At 44.2% G+C, this 22303-nt stretch carries 12 protein-coding genes; 4 read left to right on the top strand and 8 right to left on the bottom strand.

Features of this window, described 5'->3' with window-relative positions:
* The first annotated feature begins 662 nt into the window (after positions 1-662).
* Positions 663-3350: a methyl-accepting chemotaxis protein gene (locus MTO69_RS06575; protein ID WP_248333856.1), complete on the top strand. Its 2688-nt coding sequence runs from the start codon at positions 663-665 to the stop codon at positions 3348-3350.
* A 464-nt stretch (positions 3351-3814) separates the two neighbouring features.
* On the opposite strand, the gene MTO69_RS06570 is transcribed toward MTO69_RS06575, so the two are convergent.
* Together MTO69_RS06570 and MTO69_RS06565 are read right to left on the bottom strand one after the other, a co-directional pair.
* The gene (locus tag MTO69_RS06570) at positions 3815-5185 is read right to left on the bottom strand and encodes a sensor domain-containing diguanylate cyclase (RefSeq protein WP_248333845.1); all 1371 of its coding nucleotides are present in this window, start codon (positions 5183-5185) and stop codon (positions 3815-3817) included.
* 315 nt (positions 5186-5500) lie between these two features.
* Positions 5501-7408 (bottom strand): methyl-accepting chemotaxis protein, encoded by a 1908-nt coding sequence (locus tag MTO69_RS06565; RefSeq protein ID WP_248333840.1) that lies wholly within the window; start codon positions 7406-7408, stop codon positions 5501-5503.
* 458 nt (positions 7409-7866) lie between these two features.
* Between MTO69_RS06565 and MTO69_RS06560 the strand changes: the two genes are divergently transcribed.
* On the top strand, positions 7867-9069 hold the full coding sequence (locus MTO69_RS06560) for a GGDEF domain-containing protein (protein WP_248333837.1): 1203 nt from the start codon (positions 7867-7869) through the stop codon (positions 9067-9069).
* An 866-nt stretch (positions 9070-9935) separates the two neighbouring features.
* Here the strand turns inward: MTO69_RS06560 and MTO69_RS06555 are convergent.
* From MTO69_RS06555 to MTO69_RS06535, 5 genes are all read right to left on the bottom strand, one after another.
* On the bottom strand, positions 9936-11597 hold the full coding sequence (locus MTO69_RS06555) for a methyl-accepting chemotaxis protein (RefSeq protein ID WP_248333828.1): 1662 nt from the start codon (positions 11595-11597) through the stop codon (positions 9936-9938).
* Positions 11598-11664: 67 nt separating this feature from the next.
* Complete coding sequence (locus MTO69_RS06550) at positions 11665-11970, bottom strand: DUF2913 family protein (protein WP_248333824.1); 306 nt, start codon at positions 11968-11970, stop codon at positions 11665-11667.
* The gene (locus tag MTO69_RS06545) at positions 11967-13610 is read right to left on the bottom strand and encodes an EAL domain-containing protein (RefSeq protein WP_248333816.1); all 1644 of its coding nucleotides are present in this window, start codon (positions 13608-13610) and stop codon (positions 11967-11969) included. Before MTO69_RS06545 ends, MTO69_RS06550 begins: the two co-directional genes overlap by 4 nt.
* Before the next feature lie 164 nt (positions 13611-13774).
* Positions 13775-14692, bottom strand: a complete 918-nt coding sequence (locus MTO69_RS06540; protein ID WP_248333801.1) for a chemotaxis protein — start codon at positions 14690-14692, stop codon at positions 13775-13777.
* Between the two features lie 26 nt (positions 14693-14718).
* Positions 14719-16755: a methyl-accepting chemotaxis protein gene (locus MTO69_RS06535; protein WP_248333784.1), complete on the bottom strand. Its 2037-nt coding sequence runs from the start codon at positions 16753-16755 to the stop codon at positions 14719-14721.
* 436 nt (positions 16756-17191) lie between these two features.
* Between MTO69_RS06535 and MTO69_RS06530 the strand changes: the two genes are divergently transcribed.
* On the top strand, positions 17192-19189 hold the full coding sequence (locus MTO69_RS06530; RefSeq protein ID WP_248333773.1) for a putative bifunctional diguanylate cyclase/phosphodiesterase: 1998 nt from the start codon (positions 17192-17194) through the stop codon (positions 19187-19189).
* 15 nt (positions 19190-19204) lie between these two features.
* Positions 19205-20011: a substrate-binding periplasmic protein gene (locus tag MTO69_RS06525; RefSeq protein WP_348983340.1), complete on the top strand. Its 807-nt coding sequence runs from the start codon at positions 19205-19207 to the stop codon at positions 20009-20011.
* Between the two features lie 232 nt (positions 20012-20243).
* On the opposite strand, the gene MTO69_RS06520 is transcribed toward MTO69_RS06525, so the two are convergent.
* Positions 20244-22253, bottom strand: coding sequence for a GGDEF domain-containing phosphodiesterase (locus MTO69_RS06520; protein ID WP_248333763.1), 2010 nt, complete (start codon positions 22251-22253; stop codon positions 20244-20246).
* Positions 22254-22303 lie beyond the last annotated feature (50 nt).

Below are 22303 nucleotides of genomic sequence, written 5' to 3'. Positions count from 1 at the left end.
GCATTTGGTCACATTTAGATTGTTCATTATGGCTTCACATGAGCTTTTCACTAATCAAATAGCTCAATAGCGAAATGTGGCTGGGGTGAAAGGCAAGCTTGGTGACTAGGTTAATATCCTCAGAAAAGCAAGTTTAGAACGAAGACGTCATAGAGCTGTCTGTCAGAGATGGTTATGCAGTTGTTTCATTTTTTTGATAAACACAGTCAAGACTAATCCTGTTCAACTTTAGCTTCCAAGGCGGTTCAAAAAAGTGCGTCACGAATTTTCCCGCCCGAAAACAGTAACGCTCGTCAACAATACCTAGTCTGTGTATTTTGAAAGAGTAGATAGCTCGACCACATCAGAGTCGATTAATTATTCTAGGATTTACTACTTAATTGTTACACACAAATGAAATGTGAAATTAGTCACAACTTTTTTGTATATTTTATATAATTATCATTGATAATACTTATATAAAAACCAATTCTGTTCATCTCTTTATACTGTTCACAATAAAAAACATGAAACGCTTACAAGATGTTAAACAATTTCAAAACAATGTGTAAACGTTTACAAGGCTAGGTTTAAGATGGCATTAACACTTCAAAAAAAAAATCCCCCTTTCCCAACTAATTAAAGGCTCATTGTTACTGATTGGTATCGTCCCTTTGGTCTCAATGTCATTATTGCTCACATCTTTGACAAAGTCAGCTCTTGAGGACAGCGCCTATAGCCAGCTGAATGCAACTCGTTCTATTAAATCTAAGCAGGTCGAAACCTACTTTGAAGAAAGGGAAGCTGACCTTACCGTACTATCCAATGCAATCAATGCCTACTACCAACAGTCTCAAGCGCAATTGACACAAGTGGCGACAATAAAGGCAAAATCATTAAGATCGCTCTTTCAACAAATAGAACGTGAACTCACACTTTTCTCAAAAAGCTACGACACATTAGAAGCCTTGAAGGCGTTCAATGGCAGTTTCTCACCAGCTCAGGAGACTGAAAATAATGCTCGTTGGAGAATTCATAGAGATATTTTTGGTCCCCATGTAAACTCATTCAAAGAAGCTTTTGATTGGTATGACGCATACCTCATATCGCCTAATGGCGAAATAATTTACTCAGCCTTGCAAGACAAAGATTTAGGTTTGAGTATTCTAAGTGACAACATGAAGGACACCGCCCTCCAAAAAGCTTTCAAGCAAGTCCAACACACCGACGGCAATGTTTTCAGCGATTTAGAGCAACACCAACCCACAGGGCTGTATGCGGCTTTCATGCTCAGAAAAGTAGTTGACTCAGAGCAAAGGGTTCTAGGATATGTCGCTCTTCAGTTACCCTTGAGCCGAGTCAACCAGATAATGTCTAGAGACACTATGTCTGAAACGAGCACACACAGCTACCTCGTTGGACATGATTCTAGACTTCGTTCTGATACTCCATTCACATCTTTGCTAGAGTCTCCAAACTACCAAGTTTCCTACGATCTGCTCAGCTTAAGCAAAGTCGGACAACCAACAATAGTCCGCAATCAACAAGGAAGTTTATCAGTGATCCTTGCGGAGGTTGTCCCTGTTTCACATTCAGTCAATTGGACCTTAGTAACCGAAATGCCTGTCGATGCAGCCTTAGTCCCGACAATGAGTCAAAATGAGTCATATTACGACCATTATCTCAAAGAGTATGGTTATTACGATTTGTTTCTAATCCACCCTGAGGGCGATATTTTCTATACGGTAGCAAAAGAGTCTGACTACCAGACCAATATTTTATTTGGTCGATACTCAAGCTCAAACCTAGGCAAACTTATACAGAAAGTATCCAGAACATTGCAGTTTGAGATCGTGGACTTCGAACCTTATGCTCCATCCTTTGATGCACCTGCTTCGTTTATTGCAACCCCGGTACTAGACAGCAACAAGGAGCCGATCATCTTTGTTGCACTGCAACTGTCATTAGATTCCATCAATACAATGATGCAATTGCGTGAAGGAATGGGCGAGACAGGAGAGACTTATCTAGTCGGAGAAGATTTCAAAATGCGTTCCGACTCGTTTTTAGACCCTTCAGGTCATTCTGTTTCTGCTTCATTTGCAGGCAACGTTGATCAAAATGGCGTTCAAACAAAAGCTTCTCAATCTGCATTAAACGGTGGAGTAGGAACCGAACAAATAACCGACTACAACGGCAATCAAGTCCTTTCGTCTTATTCCCCCATACAAGTAGGTGACACTCGCTGGGCTGTTATAGCAGAGATTGATGTTGCCGAAGCGTTCCGTGCCATTGATAAAATAAATTACTGGTTGGTCATTGGTGTGTTCTTCACTCTACTTATCACCGTGGCGTTGGCGTTATTTATATCCAGGCTAATTTTCAAACCCTTAGGTGGCGAGCCAAGAGATATGATGGAGTTGGCTAACCGAATTGCATCGGGAGACCTCTCTTACCAGTTCAAACATAGGGGACATGAAGGAAGCGTTTATGCATCCTTGCAGTCAATGTCGACCAACTTATCATCACTTATTGGTCATATCACACAGTCTAGCCAAGAGTTGGCTTCAACAGCAGAACAAGCCTCTGTAGCTTCTGAACAAACAACTACGGCGGTCACCAATCAACAAGCTGATACAGAAATGATCGCGGCTGCCGTGAATCAAATGTCTAGCACCGTCGCTGAGGTGGCGTCTAACACCGAATCTGTCGCTTTGATTACAAAGGAAGCACATCAGAAGAGCCTTGATGGTGTAACACTGCTTGAAAAAAGTGTTCTCGCGAACAAAGGACTGATGAGTGAAATGACAAAAACTTCTTCAAACATGAAGAACTTGTTGGATGAAACTCAGCACATTGATCAAGTACTCAGTGTGATACAAACAATCGCTGAACAAACCAATTTGCTAGCACTGAATGCCGCAATTGAAGCCGCACGTGCCGGTGAAAATGGTCGAGGCTTTGCCGTTGTTGCCGACGAAGTTAGACAATTAGCGTCTAAAACTCAGCAATCAACAACTGACATTCAAAAAATCATTACTTCGGTTAAACAAGCAACCCAAGAATCATCGGACAACATGAATACAAGTGTTTCACAAGCGGAAACTGCAAATCGGCTGTCGCAAGAAACGGTTAGTGCCTTCAAAGCCATCAATGAAGCCGTTGAACGAATTGATGAGATGATGTCTCAAATCTCAACAGCGGCCGAAGAGCAAGCACACGTTAGTGATGATATTAACCGCCGAATTAGTCACATTAGTGCGGTTTCTACCGAAACCTCAGTAAGCGCTCAAGAGCTTTCCGCTGCGAGTCAAGAGGTGGCTCGCGCTGCTGAGGGTTTGCTGGCACAAACAAAACGCTTCTCTCTCTAACAATGTGCCATCTTACGAATGCGCTAAAGACGTAGTACACCGCTACATATTTGTTATTTTTTACTAGGAAAGTACATTACTACATGGTTATGGATGTTCAAAAAACACAACACATTAAGTCGTGCAAACTTTGCACAGAGGCTTTTAATGCCAAATCTATTTCAGCAGACTTGGCCAAGATAGACAACGAGGTGTGCGAGTCTTGCTTCTTTGATATCAACGAATGCATGGAATCAAACTACCCATTGCATAAACATGATCTCGTTTTACGTATAAGCTTAAGAAAGCTAAGGACAAACCTCGTTCATCTAGGACATCAAAATGAGGTTGTAGTAGATCTTGTTAACATAATAAACCGAGAGATCAACTCGATCGAAGAAGAGTTATTTGTGAACAAGCTAGACAACCCTTTATTGAGAAACACAATCTCTGAGTATCGATCGCTTACCAACGTTTACCTGTAGCTAACTTTGAAAGGCCGTCACTACCCTGTTTCGGCCTTGCCTTTTAGCCTGATAAAGAGCCTTATCTGAACGACGGATAAATGTATCATAGTCCTCACCGTTCAGTCTTTGTGCACACCCAATCGATAGAGTGACTTCGATACCTTGCTCCCCAATGCGCTTAGTGCTGACTTTGTGTCGGATTTGCTCTGCCAGGTTCCTGGCGCGTTGCACGTCAGCATAAGGCAAGACAATAAGAAACTCTTCTCCTCCGATTCGACCGATAAGTTCACCATCTTGGCAGTTGCTCGATAGAGCATCAGCGACACTTTTGATCACTCTATCTCCCACATAATGACCATAGATATCATTGACACGCTTGAAATGGTCAATATCGATCATAAGACATGAAACCAACGTACTTTGTGTTTTCATTAAATTCTGACTCAGCTTCTCAATTGTTCTTCTGTTTAATAGACTAGTTAAAGAGTCTTTTTCAGCCAGTTCTTTCAGTTGATTTACCGTAATTTTCAAGGAAACCAGCAAATAAATAACGAGCAGTGAAAAGCTGTATAGACTCATGTAAAGTGCCATTTGTCTCACTACCATCATGATATTGTCCCAGCAGCGCGACATCCGATGTACTAAATAGACCTCCCCAGGTACAATTGGAATCGTATATCTGACATGGTCTTTTTCTTCGTAATAGGCATCGACACCAAACCCAGTGCTCCAGTCAAACACCTTCTCTCCTAATATAAAAGGGGACGTTTTTGCCAAATATTGCCCGTGCTCGTCTACCAACACGCTTTCTCCTGGTACATTGCCCAGACCTAGTGTTTCATTAAGTCGGTTTAGCCCGATGTCGAGAGAGACCACGCCTCGAAATGTGTTGTTCTCGTATACTGGCGAAGAAATGGAGATCATCAAGCCTTGACCAGCAGCATCTTCATATAGCTCCGATATGACTGTTTCTTTGTCAGGATTATTTTGCGGAACGGCGGCAAGCCAAAATGGTTTTTGTAACAAGTCATCGGTGAAATGAAAAGTGTCTAACGAAACAAATGGTGAGATGTGTATAAATTTTTGTGAAGAGGTATAGTATGCCCAAATATATTCCAAGTCTTCCCTAGCAGTTGCAACATCAACCACTAAAGACAAAGCGGCATGCAGCTCGTGTTTGAGTTGCTCCGAGTGCTCTCCAATGGAGCCGAAGCCTGACGTGATGGCTACAGGATTGGCATCGCTAGTTGATTGCAAAGGCGCCCTCTTTGAGCCTTTTTCCAAATACCACACACCGTACTCCACGTGGTCTTTGGCATTGCCGTAATAAGGATGAATAAGTCTTTGAGCGTATGACAGATGAATATTCATTTCCATCTGCTTGCGCATCAGTTCTACCAGATGTATCGTGACCTCAAGGTACTGTTCAACAAGTTCAACTCTCTCGTTCAGCGATCGCTTTACTTCAAGCCTAACGCCTTCCTTCTAGGTACCGTACAACAACATCACGCCAATAAACCAACAAACAGCAAGAAGCCCTGCGATTAGCGGTTTGAATACTTTTGCATCATAAAAAAAACCGTTCGTCATAAGTCAGGACTCCTTTCCAATGTCACTTTTGCATCCAACAGCGCTTCTGTTGAGCGTGCCATCAAGCAAAACTAGGCCCTAACCAAATGACTACCTAGACAAACCGATTCATACTTACTGCTCGACTTTAAAGCGCTCCATTAACACGTTTAAGCGTCGGTTCGCGTCAACTAAATGGTGTGTTTCATCACTCATCTCGGTACCTGACTTTTTCAACTCACCCACGATCTCGTTGATTTGGGAGATGTTACGTCCGATCTCCTGAGTAACACTGCTTTGCTCTTCTGCGGATGTAGCAATCTGCATACTGGCATCATTAATATCAGTGACCAACTCTGACACATTTGAAACACTTACCTCTAAAGCCTGCGCACTCACTTCTGTCTGATCACAACACGACCGTGTTTCATTCATCGCTGTAACCATCGACTGACTACTCGAAAGTAGATGTTTAAGGGCAACTTCGATCTCTTCAGTGCTCGATTTAGTTCGCCCTGCCAAACTCCTGACCTCATCCGCAACCACAGCAAACCCTCGACCTTGCTCCCCCGCCCTGGCGGCCTCTATTGCGGCATTCAAAGCGAGTAAGTTAGTCTGCTCTGCAATTTCACCGATAACAGTCAGGATTGAGGAAATGCCTTGAGACTGTTTGTTCATTGTCACAACTCGCTCGTCAGCAACACTCACTTCATGCTTCAAGGATGCTATCGCTTGCTTTGATTTCTCTATAGTTAGCTGAGATTCTGAACCTAACTCTTCAGCCTTTTGAGTTAACTGAGCTGTCTTGGCTGCACTTTGTGCTACGGTCTCTGCGGTGGCATTCATCTCGTCTATTGCAGCCGCTATTTGCTCCGTCTCTGACGCATGATCGCAGAGTCTCTTAGAGCTTTGTATGGACTGCCTCGAAAGGGACTCTATTCGAGATTCCAACTCGTTAGAAAGTTGTTTTACCTCTAAAATCATTGTTTGCAACTGACTAATAAAGCCATTAACCCCTTCGGCTACACGTCCCAAGTCGTCCCGAGATCGCACTGGTAGACGTTTCGTCAGATCACCATTCCCTTCAGCTAAACCTTCAACAACATCACGAAGTGCTAACACCGGTTCATAAACGCGTCGGAAGACTAGGAACAAAACAAGAAGAGAGAGCACTATACTAAGTATCACACCGAGTGTTAGATCAAACTCCAGTTGCTTTAATTGTGAATAAGCCACGTCTTCATCAACCCCTATCCCCAGATACCATGTTTTGTCAGCAACTTGAAAAGACTGAGAAAAAAACAGTTTTTTGCTACCATTGAGCTCGTAAGACTGTACACCAGACTTCATAGACACTGACTTTCGAGCAGTCTCTTCAAATCCCTCTAAATCAATCGCTTTCTCACCATTTTTTATCGCAGGGGAAGATGATGCTAGTATAGTTGTTTCACTGTCCATCATGATCGCGACAGCGCCAGGTATGTCCGTAACTTGATTTACTATTTCATTGAGAAACTCAAGTGTTAAATCGGATGAAACGCTGCCATCAAAAGTTTTTTCGACGAAACTAATCCATATTACTCCATCTGATGCGACATATGGCTTGGTTACTGCTACACCATTTTTTTGCTGTGCAAGTTGGTACCATTCTCGTGTTGTTACATCACCTTTATACTTATGATCAGGCCAAGTATCTGCGGTTTGATTCCAGTAAGCGTCTCCATTGTCAAGAGAAATGACGACACTTCCAATGTCCATTGCATTGGCAAGAACTTTTGTTTGCTCAACATAGTTTGTTGGGAAAGGTTTTGTCTTGTAATGTGCGGCTACTTTACTAATACTGCTTGTCTTCTGCCCAAAATAGCTTTCCGCCGCGAGAGCTTGCTGGCGAGCGTAGTCTGAAAAATATTGCTCAACCTTACCCGAGACAATGCTCTGAGTTTGTCGATAGCCATACCAAGCACTGGCGACAAGTGCCGCAGTTAAGAGGCCCACCATTGCCCCAAGCAAAGCGCCTTTAAACCCAATACTCTGTTTAATCATCTACTCTCATCCATAATCAAAATGTTTTGCTCCATGGTTCGTTCGCTTTATCAGAACATCCAAGTACTATCTACAAATTTATAGATTTAGGTTATTGTTAGTTCAAGATTTATTTTGTGACACTTTTGTTACATAAACACATGAGCTTATGATCCTTTTCGATGATTACACCGATTTATAAAACACAATGAATAATCATCTTACATCCACGCATCACAAGTTGTTGTGTTTACTGATCAGTAAATAAAAGTATCCAGTATTTTCCAATGTTGGATCCAACTTTTTGCCTCATGCGCAGATTGCTTGCAATTAAGAGCTTTATAAATGCTGCTCGAAACCATCCAGGGCTGTCATTAACCTATGAGTACATTAATAGCCTTGGTTGTTAGTGGTTTTTTGATTGACTCGTTGGTTTATAGCCGATTAAATTAAATATGGACAAACGACCTAGGCAACAAATGAAACACATCCTTTGGCAAAGAATGTTAAAACCCGTACAAGGAGAAATACTAATCATCTGCCTTGTGTTAGGCAGTCTTGTTGTGGTTAATGTGCCTCGCTCAGTTTTTGTTGAGAAGCGACTAGAGTATGAGGCTGCTCAGCTTGAAACCGTAAAAGCGCTTTATCAAAGCCACATGCATTATCTCTATTTGTTGATAAACTCAACTGAGTTCATCAATGCCTCTAACCCTATTCTTGGTCGATTTGAAGCTCACCGCTGTAATTATGCCCCGAAGTCTACGGCTCCTTGTCCTGCGGATATTCGATCTGAAGTCAAGTCTCATCCTAATCAACATTTCTTTGTGTTACCCGAGAAAACATTTCTTGTCTTCAAGCAAGGCCCTTACCCTCGTATTATCTGGTTCAATAGTAACGACTTCTGGAACACGTCAAACTCCAATATCAGCACTGCATTGGTTACGCATACTCGAGTCGTTTTTCTGACAGATAAAGTCCCCCCGCATTCATTAGAAATGAGTGGTCTGGTTATTGACACTGATGAGCGCTTAAGAAACGTGAGTTATAAAGGCTCTGACATGAGTTTCCTTGCATGGCAGTTTGGTCCATACAAGTTTGCAACTTTTTATCACGATGATGACCCTTTAGTTGATTCCTTGTATCAAGCCTTGACTGCTTGCATTGTCCTCATTGCCTTTTTAGCGTTTTTGATCTTAAGGGTTAACTCTAATCGGAAACGAATGAAAGTCCGTTCCTATAAAGATAATCTAACTCAATTGCACAATCGCCATTACCTAGATGTCGTGAAGTCTGATTTTGAAAGCAATACGGATGCTCATTTAGCACTAATTGACATCGACCATTTTAAGGCGATCAATGATAAATATGGTCACAATGCAGGTGACAGAGTACTCAGAGAGGTAGGGTATTTACTTAAGCAAAGCCTACGTGAAAATGATGTCCTAATTCGATATGGCGGTGAAGAGTTCCTTTTGCTCTTCAACTCGAAGTCGACATACGCTGCACATCAAGTACTTGATCGCCTGAGGGATAATATAGTCAACAGGCAGACTAGTATTAGAACCAGCGTTTCCATAGGCTTTACTCGCATTAATAGGAGTTTAGACAACAGCATTGTTCGTGCTGATGAGCTCTTATACTCAGCTAAACGTTCTGGTAGAAATCGAGTTCATGGACCATAACTGGTGTTGTCTATACCCCTTCAAGCAAGCTTCTGCTGTTTGGAGTAATATTGAACCTCTGCGCTTTCTAATACTCACTTCGACCAAAGATAGATTGCAGTTTTCTTAAACCTAAGCTCTATTGAACAAACAACAGATTAAAGCGACTATTTTATCGGTCGTCTAAAGCTTTCGTCTTTCAAAGACTCGCATTAAACCGCCCATGACTTTGACATTTATCTCGAATGAGTTCCAATAGTTCTAACTGCGTTTGTTTAACGTCTGGCATGATGTTCGAAATCACACAATGAAGATAAGTTAAAGACGCTAGGAATGAACTAATCTTCATAGAGTATGCTATTAAGTTCCTCTATCGATGGCATCGTTTCATACTGTTGAGCATTGCTCGATATATCATCCCATGATGCTTTTGAAGACACAAAAATGAGGGTTTGTACTTTACAATTACCGACTAAATCGAGGAGTCCAGCGGGGACCCAGAACTGCTTACCATTATCCATTTCATGAGGGACTGTGCTTCCACACCTGGAGCAAAAGTCTGAACGATAGCCAGAACTAAGGCGATAAGTGGATATGAGTTCAAGTCTTTCTCCCGATAGAACTAGGACTTATCGATAAACTTAGCCGTATCCGATACAGAAGCGGATAATTTTCTGCACAAAGAGTAGTGGCACAGATAGAAAGGAGGCACATGCCCTGTGATAAAAAATTTCACTGACGAACATAGACATTCACCATAGGTGTTATTTTTCGTGCGCTGAACTCCGATTTCAATTTCAATACGGCATGCTGTTGGAACCCAGACCCGAACCCTATCAACAACAGACAGATAAGCACGTCACATTCGGTCCAACAAACCAACTTTCCTACACCTTAAATCGCCCTACCAAATCATACAACTCGTTTGCGCGTCCTGTTAAGGTCTCACTTCCTGAGCGGTTTTCATTGGCCAGCTCCGCTGACTGCAAACTCTGCTCTGAAATCACCACAACGCGTTGTGATATCTCCTGCCCGACCAGGCTTTGTTCTTCTGTTGCCGTGGCGATAAGCGTGTTCATATCCATGATGGTACCAATGAAGCTTTGTATTTCTATCAACGCCTTTGCCGCAGCCTTTGCCTCACTGACCGTCGACTCACCTCTCGCCTGACTCGAAGACATGGCACTGACCGCATCATCGGACGCCGCTTTTAGTCGCTCTATCATTTGATGAATGTCGCCGGTACTCTCTTGTGTGCGACTGGCCAGTTTTCTGACTTCATCTGCCACCACAGCGAACCCTCGACCTTGCTCTCCCGCTCTCGCCGCTTCAATCGCGGCATTTAAAGCAAGTAAGTTGGTTTGCTCAGCAATATCTTGAATGACCCCTAGCGCTGCCGAAATATTCTGCACATCACCTTCCAATCTCGTAATGACGCCACTGGCGTGCGAGACTTCTTTGGCCAACACCTCCACAGACTCCGCCGCCGTATCGACAATAGATTGCGCTTGCTTGGCGTTATCATCCGCCTGCTTTGCCGACTCCGCAGCTTGACTTGCATTGCTCGAGATTTCTGTCGCGGTCGTGGTCATTTCCGTCATGGCAGTCGCCACTTGTTCGGTTTCCTCTCGTTGACCGGCAGCCAATGCGTCCACTTGCGTCGCCCGCTGCGCCATACTTTGTGTTTCGGTGACCACTTGTTGTCCCACCTCACTCACGTTTTTGATGATGGTTTGCAGGTTTGCCACAAATGCATTGAAATGATGACTCAACCTCGCGAACTCTGGCACCGTAAACGCCTCCATACGAGCGGTTAAATCCCCTTCACCATGGGCAAACGCGCGAATGGAATCATCAAATAGGGTTAGAGGCTTCATGATTGAGCGGTTAATCACCACTGCCAAGACAGCGACAAGACCAGAGAGTAGCAAACAGACGACCACAATCGTGGTTAACGTATCAGTGAGCGCCTGCCCTGTTGCCTCTTCTAAGTCCGCAATGACCGCATCGATATCATCGGTATAAAACCCCGTGCCGAGTATCAGGTCCCACTGCGGAATGTATATCGAATAGCTGAGTTTAGGGAGAGCTTGAGTTTGTCCTGGTTTAGGAAAATAGTACGTAGTAAACGTCCCAGACTTCGCGTTGCGTACCAGCGACTGAATAAACAGATTGCCTTGCTTATCTTTTAACGTCCAAAAACTCTCGCCGAGCCCTTTATCACTCTCGCCTAGTAACAACCGAACCCCTTGCGAGTCGTAACCGAAGACATACCCATCATCACCGTACTTGAGTGCTTTAAGGGTTGGCAGCGCCTCGTCCAACGTCGCACCTTCATTCAACAAAGGCGCTACAGCGCTTTGCGCCATTTTGATGTAGTTTTTCAACTCTTCCTTTTTCATCGCCATCATCCGCTCACGGGTCACCTCAACTTGGTGCTCATTGAGTTCCGTGGTTTTGACATACGTGACGACTAACATGCCGAGCATGATGCTCAGCAAAGGAAGAAGCGCCAGCACGTAGAGCCGGCTGCGAATAGAAAGATTCATAGTGGTGTCCTTACCCGGTCGAAGAAAGTCTCTTGTGACAACTACCTATATAACCATCAATAAAAGTCTAGTTCACGGCCGAGGGATTATCGATGGTATCAAGTTTAAAAGCATCATCATTAAGCTGTTTGAGAATGGCGTATACATCCACTCTCTCATCACGACTCGCGGCCAGTAACTTTCGGATGTCTTGACGAACCGATTTATAGTTTGGGTTGGTCAGGGCGCGTTTATAGAACTTGACCAACACTTGACGACGCTGTGATTCGGTCACGCGCCCCTGTGTCAGCGTCGCTGACATAAGCAAAGCCAGTAAACTATGACAAATCAAGTCATACAGCGCTTGTTCACTGGTGAGAGGGGACTGCCTCATGCTGCTACCCCACTGGCTAACCAAACGCTTGGTTCACAAGGACGATACAAGCAGAAACCTTGAAGGTACGGGACGCCTGCTGACATCAACTGGTCAAACATCTCGGTGGTCTCCACGCCTTCAGCGACTATCGTAATACCGTGACTTCTGCCATAGTCGCACAAGTATGACACGAGCTTTAAGCAAGCCGGGAGTTGCATAGCTTCTGTCACCAGTGCCCTATCCAACTTGACCTGATAGAGCGGTAAATTGAACAACCCCGTAATCGCGGTCATACCCGCACCAAAATCATCAATGGATAATTTGAAACCGAGCCGGTTAAGAGTGTTTAAGGTGCTCATCATTGACTGGGTACTCTCAAGTAAGTACGACTCGGTAATTTCCAATACTACCCGAGACGGAGAAAGCGCAGTCTCGGCTACGACCGCCATCACATCATCGACAAAGGAAGGTCTAAGCAGTTGCTGCGCCGACACATTGACATTAATGTTGGGTCTCGACTGATGCACCTTGTCAAACGCTTGCAAAAACTGGCACGCTTTTTCTAGCACAACCAATCCAAGTGCGTGTATGTAACCCAGCTTTTCCGCCATAGGGATAAACTCCCCCGGAGTGATATCCCCTAGGATAGGGTGGGTCCAACGAGCCAGAGCTTCGTAGCTCACCAAATCGCCTGTGGCAGCCGCCACGATGGGTTGCAGCGCAATGTCTATATGCGAATGAGCTATCGCGGTCTCTAACGCATCTTCTATGTCAAAATAGCGCTGTATTGCTGCTTTCGACGGCCCTGCATACGCCACTGGCGACTCAACTAATCGAGCGTACTCTGACACATTGAATACTTGCGACAGCAATCGCTTCGAGTCTTTATCTTCACGGCGCAGTGCACCGATACTGAGTTGTGAAGCCAAAGACACGTCATGGGTTCGCTGTTGTTTGAGAAAGCGAGTTTCAACTTTCGTCATTAAGTTCATCGCCTGTCGAACGCTAAGCGGTGCCTCGACCGTAAAAACTAACGTATCGGCGCCAATGCGATAGAGCCCGTATTGAAGCGACAATACGTCATCCAACACTGCCACCAGCGCAGAGACTAGACGAGAAGTGGCGTCCTGTCCCACTCGGCGTTGAGCTTCATGAAGTTGAGTAAAACAGCAAGTAAACAACCACCCTCTTTCATCAAACCCTACCATGTCTTTAAAAAACTGATGCCGGTTATACAGCCCCGTTTCACTGTCATGATTGGCGATGTGGGAAAGGTATTGGTTGAGAAATACTTCCTCCGACACATTCTTATGTGTTCCAACCATCATCACGTCGCCTTCTTGTTCCACCAAGGTTCCGGTTGCCTCAATCCACAAATAGTGCCCGAATCGGTTTTTAACCCGGTAGCGGGTTTTGACGTGCGTGGATGGTGCTTCATTTTTATGACCATCAACTTTGCCTTGCAAGCTTTCTCGGTCCTTGGGATGCACCAGAGTCAACCAGTCGTCGAAGGTCGAACCCTCGAGGGGCATATCAAACTGCTCGTAAAACGGAGTGTTATAAAATTCCACGACGTTATCACGCGTCATGAACCAAAGACCTTCACTGGTAGTGTCAAAGAGTTGCAATACCGACGTCGGGAAAACATGTTTTTTCATTGCGTTACAAATCAATCCTTGTCGTTCGTCCTATGATGAGTTTGACTCAAAAACTCAAATCGTAACGGCCTACGGAACTTTCGCTCGCGAGGGCTACTTGGGCATGGAGAGCGACACTTGACTGCACTCCATCACTAATTGCTTCAAAGACACAGACGCCCCAATCACCGCCACGCGATTTCGCCAGTATCGGCGAGCGCCACTTCTGCCCCTCGCAACATAGCCTTCATCAAATCTTTCGCATTGAATTTTGACAACGCCTCATTGGCTCCAACCTGAAGTGCTCGATCTTGACTTATGTCACTGGAGAGTGAGGTATGTAAAATGGTGTATGTCGCTCGTGTGCTTGGGTTATCGTTCAGTGCAAAGACCAGCTCATAACCATCCAGTCCTGGCATTTCGATATCACTAATGACCATGTCAAACTTCGTTCCCATATCCTCGCTCTCCAGAAGCAGTGCCAACGCTTCATCCCCACTACGACACAATTGATACCTCAAACCAAAACGGTCCAATAGCTCCGACATCAATCGACGGGCAATAATGGAGTCATCAACAACCAACACATTGAGTTTTTGCAATAACGCCAATTCTTCTTGTGATAACTGTACACCCGCCTCCTCAATGTCTACCGGAAAAATTTCAGTCAACACCCTTTCAACATCCAGCAACTGCACCAATTGCTCATTATAGCGCGTACTCCCCAACACAAACGTGTCTTGCCCCACTGCCTTAGGCAGAGGCGTCACCGATGTCCAATCACACGAGACAATGTGTTCGACCTTGTCTACCATTAACGCCACTTGCATGCGCATACAATCGGCCACGATTAGGGTTTGCGTGTCTCGTTTGGACAAAGGCACGCCGCGACCACCCATGGCCAATGACAAGTCAATCACAGGCAGGCTGATATCACGAATGGTCACAGCCCCAATGACGTAAGCATGACAAGCGGGCAAAGCGGTAGGTCTCTGAAAAGGGACGATTTCCTTAATCTTCATCGTGCCTAATGCGTAGAGTGTTGTTTGTTGGTGCAGACGAAACATCAGGACGCTTTGAGACTGGTCTGAAAAATGAGGCATGTGATTCATTCCTTAACTTAACACTATTACGTTCTAAACAGCGCCAAAGCTTGAGTGAGTTTAGTGATGTCTGCCACCAAAGTGTGCGCATGACGCGTTGAGGCTTTGGCTGCGTGATTAACTTGCTCGCTGAGTTCATCAATGACTCTCGCTTGCTCGGATAAACTGGCCGTTGCTTGCGCTTGCTCTTCGGTGGTCGCCGCAATGCTCTGCGCTTGAGCCGACGAAGCACTCATGTACTCACCAATATGGCTCATATCTTTCTGAGTATTTGACAACTGCGCCATCATGGCCTCACTTTGCTCGGTGACCAAGCGCATCGTACCAGAGGTGTCCGCCACCTCTTGGACCAATGCAGACACGATACCTTCGATATCCGCAATAGAGCCTTGGGTTTTGGCCGCAAGGGAGCGAACTTCATCCGCGACAACAGCAAAACCGCGCCCAGCTTCGCCTGCTCGAGCGGCTTCAATAGCTGCATTCAACGCCAGCAAATTGGTTTGCTCAGCGACCTCACCAATAATGTGAATAACAGAACGAATGTGATCTGCTTGCTGATTGAGCCCCTGTACTTTGTCATTGAGTTTTTGCTGCTCATCTACGACCCGGTGCACCGTCTCGATGCCTTGGCCTAAATGACCGATGCCCGTTTGGGTTAAACTATCGACTTCGATAATACTGCCAGAGAGGTGCTCAATCTGTGTGGCAATTTCCTGTGATGATGTTGACAACTGCGCGACAGCGCTAACCATCTGAGTCAGTTCAGTCTTCACATCCGATACATGACCCGTTACATCGTTTGCGATAATATCAATGTCATTTGCACTTTTGACACCTTGTTGTGCGGTCACTTGTGCGGACGTCACCATACCTCGAACTGACTCAGTCATGGCTTCAGCCGCCTGAGACAGCAAACGCAGTTCGTTGCGTCCAACCTCCGTGTCATTGTTAAAACGCTTTGTCCAGTCTCCTTTCCCGAGTTCTGACAGAGTCGAAGTCAACGTTGATAACGGAGTAAAGGTTTTGTTGATGTACCAAGTCAGCACAACGAACAACACGACGCCACCGATTGAAAACTGCCACGCCAAAGAGGTCAAAAACACCGCACTTTCTTTACCCAACTCCGACTCAAAAGCCCCGCCCATGACCATCCAGTTCCAATTTGGTACGCGAGTAAATGCCATGTGTTTAACATCAACCTCTCCATTGGACATTTCAAATGGGTATGAAATGACACCACTGTCTTTATTAAACATATGGGAAAAGGGCCGACTGCCATCAGGTAGGACTAGCTCTTTAATGTTTTCATCACTGTCAAACTTCGGATGCAATAGATATTGACCTTCATTACCAATAGAGGCGTCAAGAACAATGGTGTACCCTGTTTCCCCCCAGACTACATCCCTAAGGCCCGAAAAGACCTCATTCATTACTTCATCAAGCGGAAGGCCTACAAAGCTCAAGGCAATGACCTGATTGTTTTTGACAATCGGGAAGTAGTAAGTGAGATATCGAGAGCCAAAGAGAGACACCAAGGATTGATAGGGTTGCTTAGACTGCAATGATTGAAATGCTGGATGCTCACGCCCCAACTGCGTTGCAAACGCCCTGTCATTACGTTCGTTTCTCAGAGAAGTCGTAATACGAACAAAGTCGCCATCTCGGGTAGGCGCAAATATGGTGGCAACGGCGCCCGTTACCGCCGTAAATTGGTCAAGCGGCTCAAAAAAAGAGGTGATAGAGCGACCATCTGTCATTAGCTCATGATAATGACTCTGACCTAACTGCTTGCTCATAGCGCTGACAGAGATATTGGGGAGATACCGGTCGAGTAAAACGTCGTTCAATCGCTTTGCTTGGAGTAGATACCCCTGGTACTGATCACCCAGTTGAGTGGATAACATTGACAACTGACGCTGGGCATCAAAGACACTTTGCCCAACTAAGGTGTGCGCAGCTTGTTGGTATATTGCCCCACCCATGGTGAGACTTGTTAATCCCAAGACACAAAACACAACGATTTTCAGTTGTGTTCCCAACGCTTTCTGACGTAGCCATTCCATTTTTGTTTATTCCATTAACAGGTAAGGCAGTGCAATTTAGTGCAATGAAACACAAAAATAATTGACCTTGGTCAACATTACAATTCATTTGGTAAACATAAATGTTCGATAATATTTGCCTAACTTATTATTTCAATGTTGTGCATCCCACACGCACTCAACAGAAAGATATGCCAGACTTGGTCACTTTTTAGGAACAATGTTTTACCTTGGTTTGTATGAATTTTTTATGACAAAACTTCCATATCTCTTTGTTGCAAAACAAGCATTACGCCTTCTGAGAAGAAAATGACAACCTAATCAATAGTGCCACTCTTATATTTGTGCTATACAATTAACCAGAAAGTACGAGCGTTTAAACAATTGAACACAAAATTGGAAACGTTTACATTTGTGGCATGATGTTTATCGCTACTCACTAGTTGGCTATGATACTATGAAGGCAAATAAAGAATCTAACCTGCTCCAAGCTATAGAAAACACGACAACAGTTGGCACATGGAGTTTAGACTTCCATTCGCAAACCCTTCATTGGAGCGCCAATACTAAGCGTATCCATGATGTACCCTCTTACTACGAGCCTAAGCTCGAGAGCGCCATCAACTTTTATCCGCTTGAGTTTAGAGCGGAACTGCATTCTCAAATCAGCTCCGCTGTACATAACCAGACTCCCCTTGTTTTTACCGCAAAAATCGTATCAGCCACAGGGCGAGAAAAATGGGTGAAAGTGTTTGGTCAAACAGAGCCTCATCAAGGCATGCTATACGGGGCGATTCAAGATATCACTGAAGAGCTGGCCTTAAATGAACGACTTACTGATTTAATGGCAAATAGGGATCGGGCACTAAACAATGTGATTGAGGCAATCGTACATTACCAATGTGATGGGCGAATCGTCAGTGTTAATAACGCGGCTACAGACCTCTTTCTTTATAATGAAGGCAAACTCCTCAGCCTGAACATAGCGTCACTTTTTGAACAGGGCCACATTGCTAACCTTACTTGTTGTCAGGGGGATGAACAACAACACGAGATTCTGGGACGTAAGTCCGACGGCTCGACTTTCCCTGCCATGCTCATTACCTCTGCCACGGACAACTCAGATGTCTGCATGGCCATCTTTCGAGACCTTTCTGGAGAACTTGAGACACTCAAGCGCATCGAGCGTTTAACATTCTTTGATGAACTCTCTGGGTTACCCAACCGGCACTATCTAATCGCTCAATTGGAAAACGAACATGCAAGCGAACGTAACCTGATCGCTATCAATATTAACAACTTTAGTAAGATAAACTTAGCCTGTGGGCATGATGAGGGTGATAAGGTACTGCTTGAAGTTGCAAGACAGCTGAATCAACGCGCTGGAAAACATGCTCTTGTAGTAAGGGATCTTGCAGATCGCTTTTTTGTTCTCCAATCCTCTACCGAGTCACTGAAGGATAGAGAGGGTCTTCAGTTGGCTGCAAGGCTACTCGAAATTCAGGATTCACCATTAGCTGGTGGAAAGTTGCATTACCTCTCTCTTTCACTGGGTATTGCGCCGATTAATTCCGACGACCGAGCATCTGAAGCCATTGCCCGCGCGGAGAGTGCCTTGTTAACCTCGCGAGCTTCTCCAATTGAACCTCTGCACATTTACGAGCCTTCAGATATTGACACGCAGAAGCAACAATATTTTATTGAACAAGCACTTCGACATGCAATTGAAAGCGATAGCATTACATTCTACTTGCAACCAAAAGTTGATCACCATACACACGTGACATCTGCTGAGCTACTTATACGTTGGTTTGATTCGGATGGCCATAGTCCATTTACCCCAGATGAGTTCATTCCCGTCGCAGAAGAAAGCGGCCTTATCACTATTTTGGGTCACAAAGCCATCACCTTCGCCGCCCGCTGCCTTTCAGATCTGAAGTTCACTCATCCAGCTCTTACTCTCTCTGTCAATGTCAGTCCCACTCAATTCATGAGTCATCAATTTGTTGACCAACTACAAGATGTTTTCAACAAGTACAATGTCAATTTGAGCAAGCTCGTTATTGAAGTAACAGAGAACCTCCTACTTCATGATGAAGCAGATGTAACTAACACCATCGCCCGTCTGAAATCTTTAGGCGTAAAGATCTCTTTGGACGATTTTGGTACAGGATACTCAAACCTCAAACGTATCTTGGACTTGAACATTGATGAAATCAAAATTGATAAATCTCTAGTAATCGATCTTGAAAGGTCTAGCAGATCTAGAGCTTTAGTAGATTCGATTGTTCTAATGGCGAACAGTTTATCACTCCCTTTGACCGCTGAAGGTGTCGAAACTCAGGATGTTGTTGAGTATTGTCAGACTGCAGGAATCCAGCAAATGCAAGGTTATTATTTTGCTAAGCCAATGTCATTTGAAGTTTTCCTGACGTGGTTGAGAAGGACACACTAGGGGAAGGGTAATCGCATGTCCGTAAGATTTCAAACTTGTTCAGTTTTTTTCCTAATGCTCGCTAGCTTTAATTGTGTTGCTCAATCGATAAAGCTCAATCTATACACCCAAGATTTCCCGCCGCTCCAGTTTACCCTAGAAGGCGAACCACGTGGGTATGTGGTTGACTATGTGAAAAAGGCGATTGAACGTGCTAATGAGTCGGTCCCGATGAAGGTTGAAGGTGTACATTTTGCTCCTTGGAAACGCGCATTGAAAACCGTCAGAGAAAAAGAGAATACGCTACTTTTTTCCATTTCAAGAACACAAGCACGCGAGAACGACTACCTATGGGTCGCTAAAGTTTCCCCTTATAAAGTAGGACTTTTTAAGCTTAATGGAAGGAATAAAATAGCAATCACCGACATTAAGCATCTCTCCCATTCTCGAGTTAGTGCGCCTCCAGGCAGCTCTTTCCAGCAGCTGTTTCAACGCTACAACTTCATCAGTGTCATTCCCGTAAGTGAAAGCAAAGAAGCAATCAGACTGCTTCATAGTCAACGGATAGATTATGCTCCCATGGTTGAAGCTAGCGCCTACTATCGACTCAAAGAGTATGGTTACAATCCCGAGGAGTTTGTAAAAGTCACCGATATTGCAGAACTGTGCGACGATTTATGGTTGGTAACGAGCAAATCAACTGCACCTGAAGTGGTAAAAGCTCTACAGCGTAGTTTTGACGACCTAGAGCAAATGAGCTATCTCGAGCACCTCATCCAAACATATCCGAAAAACAGTGAAATAATGAACCGCTATTTGCATCAAAAACTGTCAAGCGAATAAGTTTTAGGATACAGCTCTTAACTCTTCAAAAAAAAAAAGGCAGGCTCCTTTGAGGGGTAGAACTGCCTTACCTCAACAGAGGTGGAAAACTAGCTTAGGCTAGTGTAGTGACTAAACCGTCGTTTATGTGACTATCGAAATGGATATAAGCTTTTTTGGTTAAGTTTATCTAGGTTAATCATACTGAATTTGAGTAAGTACTCGCTCACAATGTCACTACTGACAAAAGACTCTATTTTCCTCTATTACTCTCAATGAGCATATAGAATTCTGGATAGGGGACTGCTGGGGAAAAGTGGAAACCTTGCAACACATCTAATCCCATAGTCTTGCATAGTTCTGCATGTTCATTTGATTCGACCCCCTCTGCTACCGTCTTAAATCCTAGCTTATGTGACATCTCAACGATAGAAGAGACGACTGCCTTGCACTGTTTGGATATCGGTAGAGGTATAATTAATGATTTGTCAATCTTGAGTTCAGTGACATCCAAATCCACAAGCCTTCTTATATTGGAATACCCTGTTCCATAGTCATCAATCGATACCGAAACACCTCGCGCGCGTAAAGCTCTAATTGATTTTTCTACTTGATTAACATCGCTCACAAGTAGTTCTTCTGTGACTTCAACATTTAAGTTAGCTAGACTCGCTCCATACGCAGAAAAGATGTCCTCAATACTTGGAACGAATGACGACGAGAGCATCTGCGAAGGGCTAACATTAATAGACAGTGAAAAGTCTGGATAACTCTCGTTGATTTCATTTAAAAATATCGCTGCGTACTCAATCGCAAGCAGCCCGATGCCATGTACTAATCCCGTTTCTTCGGCTATGTCCATATAAACTGCCGGACTGTGCTTTATCATACCATCTTTGCCGACCCAACGAGACAATAGCTCACCTCCAATAACCGTTTTAGTGGGAGAGTATTGTGGCTGAATCCAAAAAACAATCTGGTTGTTTTCCAGCGCTTCCCGCAACTCATACTCCAAATTGTAATTCGCTTTGACGTTTTCTAACTGACTATTTTTAAATACAGAGTAGTGTTTCCCTACTCTTGATTTCGCATTCATTAAAGCACTTTGAGCATTAGCTAGTACTTCTAATGGAGAACAATCATCAACTATCGCAATCCCAACATAAGCGGTGACATAATGGTCAGCATGGTACCCGTTAATTTTCTTCTCGAATCGCTCTAAAAAAGATTTTACTTGACACTTTACATCTTCTAAGTGGTCGTAGCCAAAACCGTTCATAACGACAAAGAAGCGGTCTGCGTAGTCTCTTACCACAACACCACAGTGCCCAAAGTGCTCTACTAGTATCTTAGAAACTTCAATAAGAACCAAGTCACCTTCATGGTCACCAAAGACGAAGTTTACCTTGGCAAATTCCTTCAAGTTGATTGCCAAAACCGTTCGGTTGTCGACAGTATCGGTGCTCAGTTGCTCAACAAGAGCATGCCGACTCTTAAGTCCCGTCAAAACATCATCATGAAGATTGGTATTCGAGCGGACTTTTGGTCTGATTATCGCGATCCTTGGGGCGGACTTATCAATAGAAAAACGGGTAAGTAGAACCTCGACAGGTGTATCTTCACCATTCAAAAATGTAATACTGGTATCAAAATATATCTGGTTGTCTATAGGTGGCTGCCGCCAATTCTTATCAAAAATCAGTGACGGTAACATAGCTTCAAGTGTAACGGCGTGGCTGCCCGAAAATGCGAAATTCGATCTAGCGGACTCATTCATGCTGACAACCACTCCGTCCTTATCATAGAGAATGACAGACTCTTCAATCAGATGGAGTAGTTGAGAAGAAAGCGTCGACATCGAACTATCTAACCCAAGCAATGTTGGTAACCTGTCATTACTTTCTGATGCTTTCACCTCCTTTATCAAGCCGACATACTCATTACTTTGCTCTATATATGCGACGTAGAGTCTCACTCGGCATAGTTTGCCCGTCTGAGTTTTCACTTCAGCATCAAATTGAAACCGACCGCCGAAGCGACTTATGTTGCGCAGTCTATAGACCAAGTCAGCTTGATAGCGAGGCAAAAATAACTCTAAGACCTCAACAAGGCTAGGTGTAGCGTCCGCGCGAATACCGAATATTTGCTTCGTGACTTTACTCCACGTGAAAAGCTCATGATCTATACTCAGACTCCAAGTTCCTATAAATAGATCACGTTCCAACAGATCTAGTATCAGAGATGTTGTATCTACGGTTCCCATTAAAATGCACCACATATTCCATATGAAGCTTACTGATACTTCACAGAGTT

The organism is Vibrio sinaloensis (genome assembly GCF_023195835.1).
Classification (GTDB): Bacteria; Pseudomonadota; Gammaproteobacteria; order Enterobacterales; family Vibrionaceae; genus Vibrio; species Vibrio sinaloensis_C.
This window is presented reverse-complemented; position numbering and strand designations above follow the sequence as displayed.